This window comes from Streptomyces sp. NPDC051684, assembly GCF_044453445.1.
Taxonomy (GTDB): domain Bacteria; phylum Actinomycetota; class Actinomycetes; order Streptomycetales; family Streptomycetaceae; genus Streptomyces.
Genome location: NZ_JBITCS010000027.1, coordinates 18,637 through 35,507, shown reverse-complemented (window position 1 = coordinate 35,507; position 16,871 = coordinate 18,637). Strand labels below are relative to the sequence as shown.

The window sequence follows — 16,871 nt, the reverse complement described above, 5'->3', positions numbered from 1 at the left end:
ACGCTAGGAAGACGCCGTTACTGAGCCATTACTGCGCCGGTGAGCCGTTGTTCGCCCTGCCGTCACACACGGATCCCCCGCGCCCGCAGCCACGGCAGCGGATCGATGCCCGAGCCGAACTGCGGCGTGAGGCGCACCTCGAAGTGCAGGTGCGGCCCGCTGACGTTGCCGGTGGCGCCGGACAGGCCGAGCACCTGCCCCGCCTTCAGCCGGTCCCCGGCCCCGACGCCGATCAGCGACAGATGGGCGTACTGCGTGAAGTAGCCGTCGGCGTGCCGGACGATCACCTGGTTCCCGAAGCCGTCGCCGCAGCCGGTGGACTGCACCGTCCCGGCGCCGACCGCGTGCACCGGCGTCCCCGTGCCGACCGCGAAGTCCTGCCCGGTGTGCTGATGGGCCCAGCGGTTGCCGCCCTGCCCGAACCCGGCCGACAGCGGCGCCGGGTGGACCGGCGCGACCCAGGTACGCCCGTCGGCGTCCGCGTCGCCCTCGCCGTCGACGGCGCCGCGGGCGCAGCCGCCCCGGCTCGACGGCATGGCGCCCGCCGCCGTCGTCGCCCGCGACGCGAGCAGGGCCGCCGCCCGCTCCCGCTCCTGGCGCAGCTCCTCCTGCACCCGGTCCAGCTTGGTCTCGATCTCCTTACGGGCGGCGGCCCTGCGGTCGGCCTGTGCGCGCAGATCGTCGACCAGGCGTTCCGACGCGGCGCGGTCGGCCGCCACCCGGTCGCGGGAGTCACGGACCCGCGTGGCGAGCTGGCCGACCGCCCGGTCCCCGCGCCGGGCTAGGACGGCGGTGTCCAGGGCCTGTTGCGGCGACGGCGCGGTGACCACCCGCACCATGGGCCCGAGCCCCGCTCCGCCGCGGTACTCGCTGCGCGCCTGTGCGCCGAGCGCGGCCCGCAGCCGGTCGAGGCGGTCCTGCTCCGTGGCCTGGTGCCGCTCGATCCGGGCGAGCCGCCGCTCGCCCCGCTGGACGGCGCCGCGCGCCTTCTCGTGCGCGTCGACCGCGCGGGACGCCTCGTGCATCAGGCGCTCGGCGCGGGCCGACAGGGCTCCGGCGGCCGGGCCGTCGTCCGCGGCCGCCGGGTGGACCGCGCCGAGCGCCGTCGCCAGCAGCACCGCGGCGACCGCCGCCGCCCGTCCCGCGCCGGCTCGTCGTACACATCGCATCAAGCGACTGTCGCAACTAAGGGGGGTCGGGCCGGTGTACAGGGCCGTGGCACGGCCCGAGGGTCCATCGAATGCACTATCGGGTGAGGGTGTCCGCGCCAGAGCGAAGCACAACGGCCGTGGGGCCGGTCCCTGTCCGGGACCGGCCCCACGGCCGTCTTCTGTGATGGGTGGACGGTGGTCAGTTGCCGCGGCGCCGCCGGACGGCCATGGTCACCAGCAGGCCGAGGCCGAGGGCGAGGGCGGAGGCGATGCCGAGGTACAGCGCGGTGTCCGAGGATCCGGTGTCCGAGAGGTGGCCATCGTGGCCGTCGGGGTCACCGGGCTTGGCCGGGGGCGTCATGGGCGGGTTGCTGGGATTCTCGGGGTTGCCGGGAGTCGGGGTCGGGGTGGGCTCGGGGCCGCCGGGGGCCGGCGGGACCTTCGCCGTGGTGGTGCAGGCGGTCTCGCAGGTGGAGCCGGGCGGCCCGGTGACGGCGTTGGTCAGGGTGCGGTCGCCCTTGACCGGCTTGTCGACGGTGACGGAGTAGGTGACGGTCGCCCTCTCCCCGGCCGCGAGGTCCCCGTGCCAGGTCAGCTTCGGCTTGTCGTAGGTGACGTCACCGACACTGGCCGCGGCGTCGTCGTTGTACGCGGCGTCGTCCAGGACCTCGCTGAGGTCGTCGGTGAACGTCGCGCCCACGTACTCCTCCGGGCCGCTGCCGGCGACGGTGACCGTGTACGTCACCCTGTCCCCGGGCTTCGGCTCATCGGCCGAGGCGGACTTGGCGATCTCCAGGTGGGTCGGCTCGACGCGGACGCCGTGGTCCTCGACCTCACCGGGGCCGCCGAAGCCGGTCGGCTCGGCATCGCGCACGACGGCACGGGTGCCGGCCCGCTTGGCCGCGGCGACGTCCTCGTCACCGAACAACCGCAGGCGCGCGAACGTGTCGGCCGGCTTCATGGTCTGCAGGCCGTCCCAGGTGAGCGTGGCCTCGGTGGCGTCGTTCGGCACGTCGGCGCGCACCATCTCGTCCCGCTCGAACGACCCGTCCTCGTTGATGTCGATCCAGCCCGCCAGCATGGCGTCCCTGCCGGTGGTGTTGGTGACCGGGACCTTCGCCGTGAAGCGCTCCTGGTGCTGGTAGAGCGTCACGGTCTGCGGGATGCCGTCGTCGTCCTTGGAGTGGCCGGCCTTCGCGTGCGGCACGCCGTCCCGCTCCGCGTCGACCTCGCGGCCGATCCGCAGCCCGTCCACGATCTCGTGGAAGGCACCGCCACTGACCCGGCGCGTCTTGTACGTGTCCGGGGCGTCGCCGAAGTCGTAGTCCGGCGCGGGAAGCACCGTCGTACAGTGCGGGTCGGTGCCGCCCTCGGGGCAGTTGGAACCGGGCGGGCCGACCACGCCGTTGACGAACTTGCCGTCGCCCGCGTCGGTGACGGAGAACGTGTAGGTGACGGTCGCCGTGGCGCTCTTGGCCAGGTCGCCGGTCCAGGTCAGCTTCGGCTCCGCGTAGGAGACGGAGCCGATGTCGGCCTTCGCGTCCTGGTTGTACGTCGCGTCGTCGAGGACCTTGGTGAGGTCGTCGGTGAACGTGGCGTCCTTGTAGGCCGCCGCACCATCGTTGGTGACGGTCACTTTGTAGGTGAGGGTGTCCCCGGCCTTCGGGGACTTCGGGGCGGCCGTCTTCTTGAACTTCAGGGTGGGGATGCCGACGTCGGTGGTGCAGTCCGGGTCGTCGGAACCTTCCTGGCAGTTGGTGCCCGGAACCTGCGAGACGACCGTGTTGGTCAGCTTCTTGTCACCGGCGGGAGGTGTGCCGACGGTCACGGAGTACGTGAGCGTGACGGTCCGCCCGGCGGGCACGTCGCCCTTCCACGTCAGCTTCGGCTTCTCGTAGGACACCGTGCCCGAGGTGGCGGTGGCGTCCTTGTTGTACGTGGCGTCGTCGATCAGGCCCGACAGGTCGTCGGTGAACGCGGCGCCCTCGTAGGCGGAGGTGGCGCTGTTGTTGGTGACGGTGACCCGATAGTCGACCGTGCCGCCCGGCTTGGGGGCCGTGGTGGTGCCGGTCTTCTTGATGGTCAGGGTCGGGATGTCGCCCGTGCTCGTGTCGCACTTCGGGTCGTCCGAGCCCTTGGCGCAGTTGGAGCCGGGCGGCCCGGTGATCCCGTTGTCGAGCGTGCCGTCACCGGTGGACTTCGGGGTGCGGAAGACGTCGACCGAGTAGGTGACGGTGACCTTCTTCCCGGCGGGGACGTTCCCCTTCCACGTCAACTCCGGCTTTTCGTAGGCGACATCACCGGAGGTGGCCTTGGCGTCACCGTTGTACGAGGCGTCGTCGATCACCTTGGTGAGGTCGTCGGTGAACGTGGCGCCGTTGTACGCGGTCTTGCCGGTGTTGGTGACGGTCACCGTGTACGTGACCTTGTCGCCGGGGTGCACCGGCTTCTTGGCGTCCGAGGTCTTCTCGAACTCAAGGGCCGCGACCGGGGTTTCGGTGCCGCAGTCGTCGGCGCAGTGGGAGCCGGGCGGGCCCGTGACCACGTTCTTCAGGTTCTGGTCGCCCTCGGGCGGGGAGTTCACCGTCACCGAGTAGGTGACCGTCGCCCTGGCCCCCGCCTTCAGGTCGCCGGTCCAGGTCAGCTTCGGCTTCTCGTACACCACCTGGCCCGCCGACGCCTTCGCGTCGCCGTTGTACGTGGCGTCGTCGACGACGTCCTTCAGGTCGTCGCTGACGCTCGCGCCCTCGTAGTCGGCCTTTCCTGTGTTCTTGACGGTCACCGTGTACGTGACCTTGTCACCGGGCTTGGCGTCCTTCGTGTCCACGGACTTGGCGATCTTCAGTGCGGCGATCGGGACGTCGCTCGTGCACTTCGGGTCGGTGGAGTCCTTCGCGCAGTTCGAGCCGGGCGGGCCGACGACCGTATTGCGCAGGTCGTGGTCGCCGTCGACGGGGTCGTTCACGGTGACGCTGTAGGTGACGGTGGCCGTGGCCCCGGCCTTCAGGTCGCCGGTCCAGGTCAGCTTCGGCTTCTCGTAGGACACCTTGCCCGCCGACGCCTTCGCGTCGCCGTTGTACGTGGCGTCGTCGAGGACGCCCGTCAGGTCGTCGCCGACGCTCGCGCCCTCGTAGTCGGCGGTACCGACGTTGCGGATGCGGACGGTGTAGTCGACGGTGCCGCCGGGGCGCACGTCGCTCGCCCTGCCCGGCGTCTTGACGATCTCCAGCGCGGCCAGCGGCACGTCGCTCGCGCACTTCGGGTCCGTGGAGCCTTCCGGGCAGTTGGAGTCCGGCGGCCCGGTCACCGTGTTGCCGAGGTCCTTGTTCCCGTCGTCCGACGCCTTCGCGGTGACGGTGTACGTGATCGTCACCTTCGACCCGGCCGGTACGTCGCCGGTCCAGGTCAGCTTCGGCTTCTCGTAGGACACCTCGCCGGCCGACGCCTTCGCGTCGCCGTTGTACGTGGCGTCGTCGACGACGTCCTTCAGGTCGTCGCTGACGGTCACGTCCTTGTGCGTGGTCTTGCCGGGGTTGGTGACGGTCACCGTGTACGTGACCTTGTCGCCGGGCTTGGCGTCCTTCTTGTCCGCGGACTTGGCGATGTCGAGCGGTTCGGGGGCCTGCTCGACGGTGACGGGGTAGTCCTCGATCTCGCCGGCGACGGTCCGCGTGGCGTCCGCGGTGCCGCGCGAACTCGGCTCGTCGACCGTGCCCGCCTGCAGCCACAGGCGCGCGTAGGTGGCGCCGGCCTTCGCCCCGCTGATGCCCGACCAGTTGAGCCGCGCCGAGGTCGCCCCGGCGGGCACGGCCACGGTGGCCAATTCGCCGGTGTCGAAGGTGCCGTCGCCGTCGAAGTCGACCCAGCCGGAGAGGGTGGCCGGGCCGTCGGTGCTGTTGGCGAGGGCGACGGGGACCTGGTACGACCGCGTGGCCGTGGTGATCTTCGGCCAGGTGGCGACGCCGTCGTCGAAGGTGTCGCCGCGGGCGTCGAGGGCCTGGTCGTCGCCGGGGGTGCGCGCCTGCCGCTCGGAGGACACGTTCTTGCCGAGCATCAGGGACTTGTCGATCGCGGCGATCGGCCCCTTGCCCTTGGTGGTGCCGTACGAGTCCGGCGCGTCACCGAAGTCGTAGTCCTTCAGACAGCCGGCCGCGTCGTTGCCCGAGGTCGCGTTGGACTTCGCGGCCCGGTACGCGTCGGGCACGTCGCCCTTGCCGATCGGCGCGGTGGCCGACGACGCGGACAGGTCGATCGCGTAGATGGCTCCGGTGTCGTTGTTGGCCGCGTAGAAGGTGCCGAGGTTGTCGAACCAGGTGCCGCCGTACGCCGCGACGGGCGTCTTGTGCACGCCCAGGTTGGTGGCCTTGCCGGTGGCCGGGTCGAGGCGCCACAGGGTGCCGTTGTCGGCGAGGATGCCGTAGAGGAATCCGTCGGCGGGGTTGACCGCCCAGTCGGGCACGTTGCCGTAGTAGGCGCTGCTGCCGTTCAGGTCGTCCGTCTTGACCGTCTTCACGATCGACGAATAGGTCGGGCTGTCCGGGTCGATGTCGATCGAGTACAGGTTGCCGCTGCCGTAGTCACGGACGTACAGCAGGGAGCCGTCCGTCGAGTTCGCCGCGCTGTTCACCCGAGGGTTGCTGCCGGACCATCCCTTGACGTCGGTCGTCGTGATCTTGTCGGTCCTCGGGTTGTAGCGGCCGAGCTTCCCGTCCGGACCGACGCCGTAGACCGCGCCGTCGTGGACGCTGTAGCCGATCGAGGCGCCGGGCGAGGTGTCGGCCACCTTGGCCTGCTCGCCCGTGGTCAGGTCGACCGAGTACAGGCCGGTCTTCCCGCCGAGGTACTGGGACAGGTACGCGACGTCGGTGCAGTAGCCGCCGCGCGGGGGCTTGTCGACCTCGACCGTCGTCGTGCAGCCCTTCTCGGCGCCGGTGGCGCAGTTCGAGACGCTCGATCCCGTGACGGCGTTCTTCACCGTGCCGTCGCCGGTGGCGGGGTCCTTGAGCGTCACCGAGTAGGTGAGCGTCGCCTTCTCGCCCGCCGCGAGCTCCACGCCCTTCCAGGTCAGCTTCGGCTTGGCGTAGGTGGGGGCGGGTCCGGCACTGGCCTTCGCGTCGTCGTTGTACGTCGCGTCGTCCAGGACCCCGGTCAGGTCGTCGCTGACGGGCGTCGTCACCGGGACTCTGCCGGTGTTCTCCACCGTCACCTTGTACGCGACCTTGTCACCGGGACCGGGCTGCGTGTCGCCGGCCGGGACGGACGTCTTGGTGATCTTGTATTCGGGGCCGGGCGTGAAGGTGACGTCGGCGCACTGCTCGGGAACCTTGACACCGTTCACGTCGGCGATGTTCTCGGGGCAGTTGCTGTACTTCCCGCTCTTGGCCGCGGTGACGTCGACGGTCAGGGTGCAGGACGTCTGCTTGGCCTTCAGATCGCCCTTCAGACCGACCGACGTGCCGCCCGCCGTGGCGGTGACGGCGCCGTTGGTGCAGGTTGTCGACGTGTTCGCGGGGCTCGCGACCGTCATCCCCGCGGGCAGATCGTCGTCGAACGACCAGCCCTCCTTGGCGAGGAGGTCGGAGGTGTTGGTGACGGTGAAGGTGAGCTTGGTGCTCTTGCCCGCCTCGACGTTCTTGTCCGCGAAGGACTTGTCCACGTGCGGCGAGACGTCCACGAGGCGTACGTCGTCGAAGGCGTGGTCGTTGCCCGCGGAGTTGCCGTTGTCGTTGACCATCCGCAGGCCGAGGCTGCCGCCCTCGACCAGCGCGGGCGAGTCGGCGTAGAGCTCGTTGACCAGTGCCCGTCCACCGCCCGGGATCTGGTGGATCTTGTAGTCCTTGTTCTCGCAGACCTCGAAGCCCCGCTTGCTGACGGAGACCTCACGGTCGCCGTCCTTCACGAAAAACTTCATGTCCGCGCTGGAGTTGCCGCAGCCCGTCGCGGCGAGGTTGAGCTTGGCGGTGACGAACCGCTTCGCGGGCTTCACCTCGATCGGCTTGCCCGTCTCCAGCTCCGTCTTGCCCGCCCCCGGGCTGGGGGTCTGGGTGTACGCACCCACCGCGTCGTTCTCGGCCGGGTCGGCGGAGCCGTTCTGCACGCCGAGGCCGTACACCAGTCGCCGGGTGCCGTTCCAGAAGCCCTCGGACCCGCACTCCTTGACGCCCGGCTGGAAGCCCTCGGAATGGGCGTAGTTCATTACCCAGCCGTTGCAGGACTTCAGCCACTCCGGCGCGGCCGTGTACGTCTGACTCCCCGGAGCGGCCCCCGTGTAGTCGGTGAGCCGGACCGGGTCCGCCCCGGCCGTGGTGTTCTCGAAGTCCTCGTGGAACAGCACCGTCGGGTCGGCCGGTTCACCCGGCGCGGCGCTCGCCTCCGCCACCGGCAGCGGTCCCGCCACCATGGCGAGGACGGCGCCGAGCACCACGCCCACCGCGGGCACACGGGACGGCACCCGCCATCGTCGGAACCAGGTTCTCGCGCCGCCCATCGGCCAGCCTCCGTAACGGAAAGTAGTCGGAACGGCACGACGCTCACACAATGCTTATGTGACGAACCGCATATTTAGGGAGGAAGGCGGCGGTTCCACCTGTTCGGGCCAAGAAAAGTGGCGCTGACACCGATCCCCGGCCGCGTGTACCCTTGGCGTGCAAGCGAAGGGGAGTAGCCCCGCGAACCGGTCGTCGACACACTGGAACCCCCGGGTTCCCGGTGGCCGGGCTCGGACCGCCTCGGGCGGGAAGGGTGGGCGAGACCTTCGACCAGGCAGAACACAGCACACGTACGCACCGCTCATACGTGTGTCCGCTGCCGGGTCGAGTGGTCCTCCCTACGCAGCGGGGCGGGGACCGCGCCGATCCGGCCCGCACAGAAAGCGTCCCCATGGATCTCGATCCCCTGGCGATCGTCACCGCCTTCGGGCTGATCTTCCTCGCCGAACTCCCGGACAAGACCATGTTCGCCTCACTGGCCATGGGCACCCGGATGAAGCCCCTCTACGTCTGGTTCGGCACGTCCGCAGCGTTCCTCGTGCACGTCGCCATCGCCGTCGGCGCGGGCTCGCTGCTCGGACTGCTGCCCTCGTGGATCGTGAAGGTCGTCTCCGGCCTGATGTTCCTCTTCGGCGCGTTCATGCTCCTCAAGGGCGGCGACGACGAGGACGACGAGGACTCGGCGGGCCCCAGGACCGTCACCGGTTTCTGGCCGGTCTTCGGCACGGCGTTCATGGCCGTGTTCATCAGCGAGTGGGGCGACCTCACGCAGATCACCACCGCCAACCTCGCCGCCACGAACGGCACGTGGTCGGTCGCCATCGGCTCGTGGGCGGCCCTGATGTCCGTGTCCGCGCTCGCCCTGGTCGCCGGGCGGTTCATCGCCAAGCGGGTGCCGCTCAAGACCGTTCAGCGGGTGGGCGGCTTCTGCATGCTCGCGCTCGCCATCTGGTCGTTCGTCGAGGTGTTCACCGGCTGACGCACCCTGGCGCGCTTGACCGGACCCACTCCGCGCATGCAAAATGCATGCATGGTGGCTCTGCAGATTCGTGACGTCCCGGACGAGGTCCGCGCCATACTGGCCGACCGCGCCCAGCAGCTGGGCCAGTCTCTCCAGGCGTACCTTCTGAACCTCGTCACCGACGAAGCGAAGCGGGCGGACAATCTCGCGCTCCTCCGGGCTTTCGAGGACCGTACGGACGGCAGCGCCGAGCCCATGGCCGACACCGTCGCCGAGATCGAGGCCGCACGCGAGGATCGGCTCCGGTGATCGTCGTCGACGCGTCCGTGCTCACCGAGGCACTGACCGGCGACGGCACGGCGGGCAAGGCCGCACGCGCCCGACTCATGCGCGACAACCACTGGGCCGCGCCCGAGCACCTCATCGTGGAGACCTTCCACGCGGTCCGTGGCCGGCGACTCGGCGGCAAGATCACACAAGGGCGGGCCGACGCCGCGATCGCGGCTCTGGCCCGCATGTCGATCGAGACCATTGCCGTGCAGCGCCTTCTGCCGCGCATGTGGGAGTTGCGCGCCAACGTCTCCGGCTACGACGCCGCGTACATCGCGGCAGCCGAAATCTTCGCGTGCCCCCTGATCACGGGCGACGCACGGCTGAGCCGCTGCAAGGTCGCCCGCTGTGAGGTCGAGGTCATCAGCTGACCGGATTCGACCGCTCTCCCTCTTGCCCTGCCCCCGATCGATGGCAGAACGTGACGTCCTGACGCCGGAACCGCGGCGCACCGCACCGAGGGAGAATCCGTGAGCGCCACCAGTCGCACAAGCCAAGCCGATGTCATCGTCGTGGGAGCGGGCCTCGCCGGGCTCGTCGCGACGTACGAACTCACTCGCGCGGGCAAGCGCGTCGTGCTGGTCGACCAGGAGAACGCGGCGAACCTCGGGGGCCAGGCGTTCTGGTCGCTCGGCGGGCTCTTCCTCGTCGACAGCCCCGAGCAGCGGCGCATGGGGATCAAGGACTCCTACGAGCTGGCCCTCGCCGACTGGCTCGGCTCCGCGGGCTTCGACCGCGAGGACGAGGACCACTGGCCGCGCAAGTGGGCCGAGGCGTATGTGCGGTTCGCGGCCGGGGAGAAGCGGGACTACCTGTACGGGCTCGGCCTCAAGGTGACCCCGAACGTGGGGTGGGCCGAGCGCGGCGCCGGGACCGCGACCGGGCACGGCAACTCCGTGCCGCGCTTCCACCTGACGTGGGGGACGGGACCCGAGGTCGTGCGCGTGTTCCGCGAGCCGGTCCTGGCGGCCGCCGAGCGCGGGCTCGTCGACTTCAAGTACCGGCATCAGGTCGACGAGTTGATCGTCGAGGACGGCGCCGCCGTCGGCGTGCGCGGCTCGCTGCTCGAACCCTCCGACGCGGCGCGCGGCGTCGCCTCGTCCCGGGAGACCGTCGGCGACTTCGAACTGCACGCCAAGGCCGTGATCGTGACCTCGGGCGGCATCGGCGCCAACCACGAACTGGTCAAGAAGAACTGGCCGGTCGAGCGCATGGGGCCGGCCCCCGAGTCCATGGTCACCGGCGTCCCCGCCTACGTCGACGGGCGCATGCTGGAGATCACCGAGGGCGCCGGCGCCTCCCTCGTGAACCGCGACCGCATGTGGCACTACACCGAGGGCCTGAAGAACTGGGACCCGATCTGGCCGGGCCACGGCATCCGGATCATCCCGGGCCCGTCCTCGCTGTGGCTGGACGCGGAGGGCAGGCGGCTGCCCGCGCCGCTCTTCCCCGGCCACGACACCCTCGCCACGCTCAAGCACATCACCGGGACCGGGCACGACCACACGTGGTTCATCCTGACCCGCGCCATCGTGGAGAAGGAGTTCGCGCTCTCCGGCAGCGAGCAGAACCCCGACATCACCGGCAAGGACCTGAAGCTGGTCCTGCAACGCGTGAAGAAGGGCGCGCCAGGGCCGATCCAGGCGTTCCTGGACAAGGGCGAGGACTTCGTCGTGCGGCGGAACCTCAAGGATCTCGTCGCCGGGATGAACGAGCTGACGCCGTCGACCCCCGTCACCTACGAGCAGGTCGAGCGCGAGATCGTCGCCCGCGACCGCGAGGTCGCCAACGGGTACTCCAAGGACCTCCAGATGATGGCGATCCGCAACGCCCGCTCGTACCTCTTCGACCGCATCACCCGCGTCGCCAAGCCGCACCGCCTCCTCGACCCGGCGCAGGGCCCGCTGATCGCCGTACGGCTGCACGTCCTGACCCGCAAGACGCTCGGCGGTCTGGAGACCAACCTCGACTCGCAGGTCGTGCGGCCCGACAAGTCCGTCTTCGAAGGGCTCTACGCGGCCGGGGAGGTCGCCGGGTTCGGCGGGGGCGGCGTGCACGGGTACAACGCGCTCGAAGGGACCTTCCTCGGCGGCTGCATCTTCTCCGGCCGCGCCGCAGGGCGCGCGCTCGCCCGGAGCCTGGCGTGAGTACGCGGGGCACGGCCCTGGTGACGGGGGCCTCGTCGGGCATCGGGGCGGCGGTCGCGGCGGCGCTCCTGAAGCGCGGCTACAAGGTGTACGGGACGAGCCGGGACCCCCGGAAGGTCGTCTCCCCGGTGCCGGGCGTGGAGTATCTGCCGCTCGACCTCGCGGACGAGGAGAGCATCGAGACCCTCGCGCGGTCGGTGGGCGAGGTCGACGTGCTCGTCAACAACGCCGGGGAATCGCAGAGCGGCCCGTTCGAGGAGCTGCCGATGGACGCGGTGCGCCGGCTGTTCCAGCTGAACGTCTTCGGGGCGGTGCGGCTGTCGCAGCTGCTGCTGCCGGGGATGCGGGAGCGGCGGCGCGGCCGGGTGGTGATGGTCGGCTCGATGCTGGCCAGCTTCCCGCTCGCCTACCGGTCCTCGTACGTCGCGTCGAAGGCCGCGATCAAGGGCTTCGCGAACGCGGCGCGGCGCGAGTACGCCCCATACGGTGTCGGGATCACGACGGTCGAGCCGGGCTCCATCGCCACCGGCATCAGCGAGCGGCGCACCCAGTACGTGGCGAAGGACTCGCCCTTCCGCGCCGCCTACGACACGATGCTCGCCGCCCTCAACTCCAATGAGGCGCACGGGATCTCGGCCGAGAAGGTCGCCGCGAAGATCGTCTCCGCGATCGAGGCGGGGCGGCCGAGGCCGCTGTACGCCGTGGGCAGCGGCGCCCCGCTCGTGTTCGCGCTGCGCCGGGCGCTGCCCCGCGCGGCGGCCGAACGGATGGTGGCCAGGAGGCACGGGCTCACGTAGGGGCAGGGGTTTTCGGCGGCCCGGGGCCCTCGGGCACGGCCGCCGAAACCACTCGCACATATATGCGCGAAGGCTGTTCCGGGCCGGGGCGCTCAGGCGTACATTCGCTTCACCGTCGGCGCACGCACGGTGGCGCGGATGAATTGCGTCGGTGCTCTTCATCCCACTCCCGGGCGCTGTCGAAGACGGCGTGCAGGCGCACTACAGCGGGAGCACCTGCGAAGGCCGGCCCGGCCGCTCCCCTCGGAAAGCACCATTCCGGTCGGGCCGCGTCCGCTCCCCGGCGCATTGTCGGCGGGGCCAGGCACACTGGGGCCATGACTGAGAGCAACGGGGTCACGTCGCCTGCCACCGAGTCCATGCCCGACTGGGAGAAGCGGTTCCGGGCACCGCGCGTCTCGCTGCCCGACTGGGCCGAGGACGCGCCGGACCGCTCCCTGTTCGTGTCGAACGCGACGGGGACGTACGAGCTGTACGCCTGGGACCGGGCCACGGGCGAGCAGCGGCGCGCGACGGACCGGGCGAACGGGACGACGGACGGCGTGCTCACGCCCGACGGCGCGTGGATCTGGTGGTTCAACGACACGGACGGGGACGAGTTCGGGAACTGGCTGCGCCAGCCCTTCGCGGGCGGCGAGGACGCCGAGGCGGTTCCCGGCCTCGCGCCGTCCTACCCCGCGGGCCTCGCCCTCGGGCGCGACGGGCACACGGCGGTGATCGGCTGCTCCACGGACGACGACGGCACGACGATCCACGTGGTGCGCCCCGGCTCCGACGAACCCGTCGAGATCTACCGGCATCGCGAGTCGGCGGGCGTCGGCGACCTGTCGCACGACGGGACGCTGATCGCGATCGAGCACACCGAGCACGGCGACGCGATGCACGGGGCGCTGCGCGTGCTCCGGCTCGACGGTTCGACGCTCGCGGAGCTCGACGACTCCAAGGGCGGCACCGAGGACCTCGGCCTCGAAGTGCTCGGCTTCGCGCCCGTGACCGGCGACACCCGGCTGCTCGTCGGGCACCAGCGGCGCGGCCGCTGGGAGCCGATGGTCTGGGACGTCGCCACCGGCGAGGAGACCGACCTGGCGCTCGACCTGCCGGGCGACGTGTCGGCGGAGTGGTACCCGGACGGCTCGGCGCTGCTCGTCGTGCATGAATTCGAGGCCCGCGGCGAGCTGTGGCGCTACGAGTTCGCGACGGGCGCACTGACGAAGGTCGACACCCCGGTCGGCTCGGTCTCGGGCGCCTCCGCGCGGCCCGATGGCAGTGTCGAGTACCTGTGGTCGTCGGCCGCCGAGCCGTCGGTCGTCCGCTCCACCACGGGTGAGGTCGTCCTCGACCCGCCCGGCATGAAGGCCCCGGCCTCCGTGCCCGTCGAGGACGTGTGGGTGGAGGGCCCCGGCGGCCGCATCCACGCCCTCGTACAGAAGCCGGCCGACGCCCCCGCGGGGCCGCTGCCCACCGTCTTCGAGATCCACGGCGGGCCGACCTGGCACGACTCCGACGCGTTCGCGGCGGGCCCGGCGGCCTGGGTCGACCACGGGTACGCGGTGGTCCGGGTCAACTACCGGGGCTCCACCGGGTACGGACGGGAGTGGACGGACGCGCTCAAGCACCGCGTCGGCCTGATCGAGCTGGAGGACATCGCGGCCGTGCGCGAGTGGGCCGTCTCCTCCGGGCTCGCCGACCCGGAGCGCCTCGTCCTCGCGGGCGGCTCCTGGGGCGGCTATCTGACGCTGCTCGGCGTCGGCACGCAGCCCGGTGCGTGGGCCGTGGGCCTCGCCGCGGTGCCGGTCGCGGACTACGTGACGGCGTACGAGGACGAGATGGAGGCGCTCAAGGCGCTGGACCGGACGCTGTTCGGCGGGTCCCCCGAGGAGGTGCCGGAGCGGTTCCGCGTCTCGTCGCCGATCACGTACGTCGACGACGTGAAGGCGCCCGTCTACATCTCGGCGGGGGTCAACGACCCGCGGTGCCCGCTCCAGCAGATCGACAACTACGTGGACCGGCTCGCGGCGCGCGACGCGGTGCACGAGGTGTACCGGTACGACGCGGGGCACGGCTCGCTCGTCGTCGAGGAGCGCATCAAGCAGGTCGCGCTCGAACTGGACTTCGCGAAGCGCCACTTGCCTCTGTCAAGCCCCTGCAAGGGGTACCCCCGGACGGAGTCCGGGGGAGATTGAGCAGCGGGGTCCGGCATCGGTAGGCCGGGGCGGTGGCCAGGTTCTCGCGGCGGAGCCGTACCGTGGGTGTGTGTACCGGTTCCTCCTGACCCCGCGCTGGTGGGGGATCAACATCTTCGTCCTGCTCGCGATCCCCGTGTGCATCTTCATGGGCTCGTGGCAGCTCAGTCGTTTCGAGGGCCGGGTGCAGGACCACCAGTCCGCGGCCAAGCAGTCGCAGGTCAACGAGAAGGCGGCGCCGCAGCCGCTCGACTCGCTGCTGCCCGTGGACCAGAAGACGTCCGGGAAGCGGGCCACGGCGACCGGGCACTACGGCAAGCAGCTCCTGGTGCCCCAGCGGGACCTCGGCGAGCGCGGCGGCTTCTACGTCGTGACGCTCCTCAAGGTCGAGGGCACGGGGAAGGCGCTGCCGGTGGTGCGCGGGTGGCTGCCCGGCAAGGCGTCCGCCGCGAAGGCGCCGGCCGCGCCGAAGGGTGAGGTCAAGGTCGTCGGGGCGCTCCAGGCCTCGGAGTCGCCGACCTCCAGCGGGGTGACCACCGCGGGTGGGCTGCCCGCCGGGCAGGTCGGCGTGATCAGCGCGGCGTCGCTGGTGAACCTGGTGCCGTACGACGTGTACGACGGGTGGGTCACGCTCGACAAGGCGGACTCCGGGATGACCGCGGTGCCGGCCACGGCGCCCGAGGGCAGCGGGCTCGACCTCAAGGCGTTCCAGAACCTCGGGTACACGGGTGAGTGGTTCGTGTTCGCCGGGTTCGTGGTGTTCATGTGGTTCCGCCTGGTGCGCCGCGAGGCGGAGGCCCTCCGGGATGCGGAACTGGGGATCGCGGAACCGGAGCTTTCGGCGGAGACCGGGGCGTCCGTCTAGCCGCGCCACCTGTTGCGCTCGACCGTCCCTACGCCACGGGGCTCCGCCCCGGGCCCCGCGCCTCAATCGCCGGCGGGGCTTGATTTTCTCACCTTGGGCTGAATTATCCGCATTATCAAGCCCCTGCGGCGATTGAGCAGCGGGGTCCGGGGCGGAGCCCCGAGAGCGGCGGATCAGGACGCCGGCAGCAGGCCCGTTCGGTAGAGCGTGCCCTCGCACGCGTTCGAGATCGTGGTCGCCGCGGTCGGGGCGCCCGGTTCCGCCGTGTGGGACACGGCCACGCTGCCCTCCGCCCCCCCGTCCGACCCGAGCTGCGTGGTCGTCTGAGGGTCCGTGCCGGTCGTGGCGTCCCCGCCGTCCGACGCGTCCCCGGTCGGCGTCGGCGACGGGGACGGGTCGCCGCCACCACTGCCCCCGCTGCTCCCGCCCGTCGCGGAGCAGGACGCGGACGGCACCCACGCGAACCGCACCTCGTACGCCTTGCCCGGTCCGAGGATCACCTGGCTCGGCTCGGTCGACGGATCGGGCAGCCCGGACCCGTCGCCGGAGGTGTGGTCGACGACGCTCACCTTGGCCGGATCGGCCGCGCCCTGCGCGACGGTGACCACGGACCCGGCGCTGTCCACCGTGCAGTTGGAGGCCGAGACGTTCGAGACGCGGAACGAGCCGTAGACCTTGCCGGTACCGTCGGGCGCGCCGACGGTGGCCTGCGGCCTGCCCAGCTCGCTCGCCTCGCAGGTCGGCGAGGTGGCGGCCGCCGTGGACGCGGGGTCGGCCCCCGCGGTGGCGCCGCCCGAGGCCTTGCGGCCGTCGCCCTTCTTGTCCTTCTTGGCGCCCTTGCTCTTGTCCTTGGCGTGCGAGGGCTTGCCCGACTCGCTCTGCCCGGCGCCCCCGGACGCCGTGCCCGAGGTCGCCCCGCCGTGCGTGGCGTCGCTGCTGTTGCCCGCGATGGACGGCCGGTCGCCGGCGGAGTCGGGGTTCGTCACGTGCAGCACCGCGGGCACCGCCATCGCCGCGAACACACCCACGGCGATCGCTCCCACGGCGGCCTGCCGCTTGCGCGCCCGGCGGGCGGGCACGGCACGGTGCAGCTCGTCGAGGGCCTGCTCCGAGGGTTCGAGGTCCGCGACGGCCTGCCGCATCATCCGCCGCACCGCGAGTTCGTCGTCACCGAACCCTTCGGCCTCGGCGGAGTCCGGGGAGCGCTCGTCTGCCTCACGCACTTCGTCGGCCGCCCGGCCCGGGCCGCCGTCGAGATGGTGGTTCATGCCGGCTCCTCCATGGCGACGCGCAGCGCCGCGATCCCGCGCGATCCGTACGCCTTGACCGACCCCAGCGATATCCCGAGGGACTCGGCCACCTGCGCCTCCGTCATGTCCGCGAAGTATCGCAGGACGAGGACCTCGCGCTGGCGTCGCTGCAACCCGCGCAGCGCCTTCTTCAGGGCGTCCCGCTCCAGGAGGTCGTACGCGCCCTCCTCCGCGCTCGCCATGTCCGGCATCGGCTTGGTGAGCAGCTTCAGGCCGAGGATGCGGCGGCGCAGCGTGGACCGCGACAGATTGACGACGGTCTGCCGCAGGTACGCGAGCGTCTTGTCGGGGTCGCGGACGCGCTTGCGCGCGGAGTGCACGCGGATGAACGCTTCCTGCACGACGTCCTCGCAGGAGGCGGTGTCGTCGAGAAGCAGCGCCGCGAGCCCCAACAGGGAGCGGTAATGGGCGCGATAGGTCTCGGTGAGATGGTCGACGGAGGTACCGGCCTGCGTCATCGACTCGTCAGCACCCTGTGCCGGAATGCGCGCCGGACGCGCCGCTGGCATGGGGGCGATCACCGGCATGCCGCCGGCCGCCCGGACACGCCGGGTTCCAAGGGGTGCGAGGGGCGGTCGAAGGACGGCCGCGCCCGGCGCCCGTACCGCTGTGAAGTCCAGTACTTCTGCCACGCCTGTT

Annotated in this window: 11 protein-coding genes; 7 read left to right on the top strand and 4 right to left on the bottom strand. The window is 71.2% G+C overall.

Features of this window, described 5'->3' with window-relative positions; all coding sequences use genetic code 11:
* Nucleotides 1-62: 62 nt before the first annotated feature.
* On the bottom strand, nt 63-1,169 hold the full coding sequence (locus ACIA8D_RS28870; protein ID WP_399236798.1) for a peptidoglycan DD-metalloendopeptidase family protein: 1,107 nt from the start codon (nt 1,167-1,169) through the stop codon (nt 63-65).
* Between the two features lie 181 nt (nt 1,170-1,350).
* On the bottom strand, nt 1,351-7,638 hold the full coding sequence (locus ACIA8D_RS28865) for a DUF6923 family protein (RefSeq protein WP_399236796.1): 6,288 nt from the start codon (nt 7,636-7,638) through the stop codon (nt 1,351-1,353).
* 392 nt (nt 7,639-8,030) lie between these two features.
* Between ACIA8D_RS28865 and ACIA8D_RS28860 the strand changes: the two genes are divergently transcribed.
* The 7 genes from ACIA8D_RS28860 to ACIA8D_RS28830 all read left to right on the top strand — a co-directional run bounded on the left by ACIA8D_RS28860 (nt 8,031) and on the right by ACIA8D_RS28830 (nt 14,922).
* Nucleotides 8,031-8,618, top strand: a complete 588-nt coding sequence (locus ACIA8D_RS28860; protein ID WP_399236794.1) for a TMEM165/GDT1 family protein — start codon at nt 8,031-8,033, stop codon at nt 8,616-8,618.
* 51 nt (nt 8,619-8,669) lie between these two features.
* Nucleotides 8,670-8,909: a hypothetical protein gene (locus ACIA8D_RS28855; protein WP_399236793.1), complete on the top strand. Its 240-nt coding sequence runs from the start codon at nt 8,670-8,672 to the stop codon at nt 8,907-8,909.
* Nucleotides 8,906-9,301, top strand: coding sequence for a type II toxin-antitoxin system VapC family toxin (locus tag ACIA8D_RS28850; protein WP_399236791.1), 396 nt, complete (start codon nt 8,906-8,908; stop codon nt 9,299-9,301). The genes ACIA8D_RS28855 and ACIA8D_RS28850 overlap by 4 nt, the downstream gene beginning before the upstream one ends.
* Nucleotides 9,302-9,400: 99 nt before the next feature.
* Nucleotides 9,401-11,077, top strand: coding sequence for an FAD-binding dehydrogenase (locus tag ACIA8D_RS28845; protein ID WP_399236789.1), 1,677 nt, complete (start codon nt 9,401-9,403; stop codon nt 11,075-11,077).
* Nucleotides 11,074-11,874, top strand: a complete 801-nt coding sequence (locus ACIA8D_RS28840) for an SDR family oxidoreductase (RefSeq protein ID WP_399236788.1) — start codon at nt 11,074-11,076, stop codon at nt 11,872-11,874. Before ACIA8D_RS28845 ends, ACIA8D_RS28840 begins: the two co-directional genes overlap by 4 nt.
* A 317-nt stretch (nt 11,875-12,191) precedes the next feature.
* Nucleotides 12,192-14,057, top strand: a complete 1,866-nt coding sequence (locus ACIA8D_RS28835) for a prolyl oligopeptidase family serine peptidase (protein ID WP_399236786.1) — start codon at nt 12,192-12,194, stop codon at nt 14,055-14,057.
* Nucleotides 14,058-14,127: 70 nt separating this feature from the next.
* Entirely contained in the window at nt 14,128-14,922 is a 795-nt protein-coding gene (locus ACIA8D_RS28830; RefSeq protein ID WP_399236784.1) for an SURF1 family protein, read from the top strand.
* 173 nt (nt 14,923-15,095) lie between these two features.
* Here the strand turns inward: ACIA8D_RS28830 and ACIA8D_RS28825 are convergent, their stop codons facing one another.
* Together ACIA8D_RS28825 and ACIA8D_RS28820 are read right to left on the bottom strand one after the other, a co-directional pair.
* On the bottom strand, nt 15,096-16,190 hold the full coding sequence (locus ACIA8D_RS28825; RefSeq protein WP_399236782.1) for a hypothetical protein: 1,095 nt from the start codon (nt 16,188-16,190) through the stop codon (nt 15,096-15,098).
* Nucleotides 16,187-16,864: a SigE family RNA polymerase sigma factor gene (locus ACIA8D_RS28820; RefSeq protein WP_399236780.1), complete on the bottom strand. Its 678-nt coding sequence runs from the start codon at nt 16,862-16,864 to the stop codon at nt 16,187-16,189. The genes ACIA8D_RS28825 and ACIA8D_RS28820 overlap by 4 nt, the downstream gene beginning before the upstream one ends.
* Between the last annotated feature and the right edge of the window lie 7 nt (nt 16,865-16,871).